General features: G+C 38.4%; 2 protein-coding genes. Both read left to right on the forward strand.

The window, feature by feature from the left end:
* Window positions 1–726: glycoside hydrolase family 19 protein (locus TW84_RS24750; RefSeq protein ID WP_045978029.1), on the forward strand; the 726-nt coding region annotated here is incomplete at its 5' end.
* Window positions 723–1,334, forward strand: a complete 612-nt coding sequence (locus TW84_RS23530; protein ID WP_045978030.1) for a hypothetical protein — start codon at window positions 723–725, stop codon at window positions 1,332–1,334. The genes TW84_RS24750 and TW84_RS23530, both read left to right, overlap by 4 nt.
* Window positions 1,335–1,871: the final 537 nt, after the last annotated feature.

Raw genomic sequence — 1,871 nt, forward strand, 5'->3', positions numbered from 1 at the left:
AAGCAAAATCTGTTGCAAGGTATCGTGGATGAGCTCAATGACCATATTGAGTTTTATAAGCTTGATACCCCTTTGCGTAGGACTCATTTCTTTGCGCAGATAATGCAAGAAACTGGGCCCACTTTGAATATGGCAGAATACACCAATTACCGGACTACGGTGTTAGACACCTCTCAGTTCGAGACAGCTAGAAAGAAATACTATCCAGCAGATCATAAACTTCATCCCGGAAAACGATATATTGATGTTCTAGGTATTGATAGAAAGGAAAATGGAGTTTTTGTAAAAAAAGATGGCACAAGGCCATCTGAAGATGATAAGCGCATGCTGTTTAATGTTATGTACGGAGGTCGTAAAAAAGATTTAGGTAATGGTGATTACTTAACAACGGATGACGGTTGGAATTTTAGAGGTCGAGGGTTAAAGCAGTTAACTGGTCGTGGCAATTATACCGCTTTTAATGAATGGCATGCCGCTAACCAAGCGCGCTGGCCTGATGATATTATCGATGCAGTTAATAACCCGGATATACTGTTGGAGGTTAAGTATGCCACACGCTCGGCAGCGAACTTTTGGTTGGACAATGAATTATATCTGAAAGCAGATACTGGTTCAGATGAATCCGTAGTTAACTCGGTGACAAAAGAAGTTAACTACGGCACTGATAGTTATGGTTTGCGTAGGAATAATTTTAACAAGCTATGGGAAGCTAAGGTGTTTAAATGATATTTAGAGCGTTACTTTTGGTTTTAATTGTTAAAATAATTTTATTATCAACGGCTTATGCTCATCCTTTAATAGTTGATAGGGAAGGTTCTTTGAATCGAACGCTATGTCAAGATGATGAAGATATCTATTTTAATACCCAACTAGAAAATGGAAAAATAGCGTCTTTGTGTGCTTATCAACATTACAGCCCCGATACTGGCTACGTTAAATACCGCTATGGAGATGTAGGTAGTGTCGAGTTAGAGTTCCCAAGTGATAAAAAACCACCAAGAGGGCGTTTTTTAACTTATCACACCCGTTTGTCGCCTAGCTTGCAAGGGCATTGGGTCTACTTTTATATCAATGATTACCGATATTTACTCTCGTCATTTAATAATAATTGTCGTGTTAGTGTGGATGATGTGTCTTCAACTAAAAGCGTTGAATTATTTGGAGAGCGCTGTGAAAAAAAATCTAGGTTGAAAGGAAAGGATCTTAACTCTGGCGCGCTTCTTTATACAGCTGAAGTTTATGAGAAGTTTCCTGAGCAATCTCAAGACCCTACAGAGCCAGAGTTTCATCGCCCTGAATTTAATCGTATTTATGGTGAAAGGCAAAGTCTATAAATACCATTTTTTCACCTGATAGTCAGGGCGGGATCACACTTCGCTCACTTCTTAATCAAGCCGTATTCGAGCTTAAAATCTAAGTCGAATTTCCCGAAAACTGCCGAGAAAATACAAACTCCTCAGTTTGAAAAGCGACCAATATGTTTGCGGATTGAACGATTAAGTTAGTATGCTCTCACCCTGACCTGATAGTAAGAAAAATGAGAGGGAATAGACGATGAAAATGGGAAATAGAGACGCTACCAATAGTTCTGGCTAACTTTGGGTTTACATATATTTAGTGAGTCAGTCTTCGAGCATAAGAAAGAGTCGAACCCAATAAATTTGAAGCGTGGAATTAGTTGTCTGCGTCAAAATATTTGGATACACACCAGTAAAAAGAAAGATAGGTTTACCAAATAACCTTGAGGTTTTTTCTTGTGAATCGCTATAACTATGGGTTTGCGTAGGAATAATTTTAACAAGCTATGGGAAGCTAAGGTGTTTGAATGAAGTTGAGAAGGTTATTATTGGCTTTAATTGTTAACGTTGTAT

Origin of the sequence: Vibrio neptunius, from assembly GCF_000967495.1 — a bacterium.
Taxonomy (GTDB): Bacteria; Pseudomonadota; Gammaproteobacteria; order Enterobacterales; family Vibrionaceae; genus Vibrio; species Vibrio neptunius.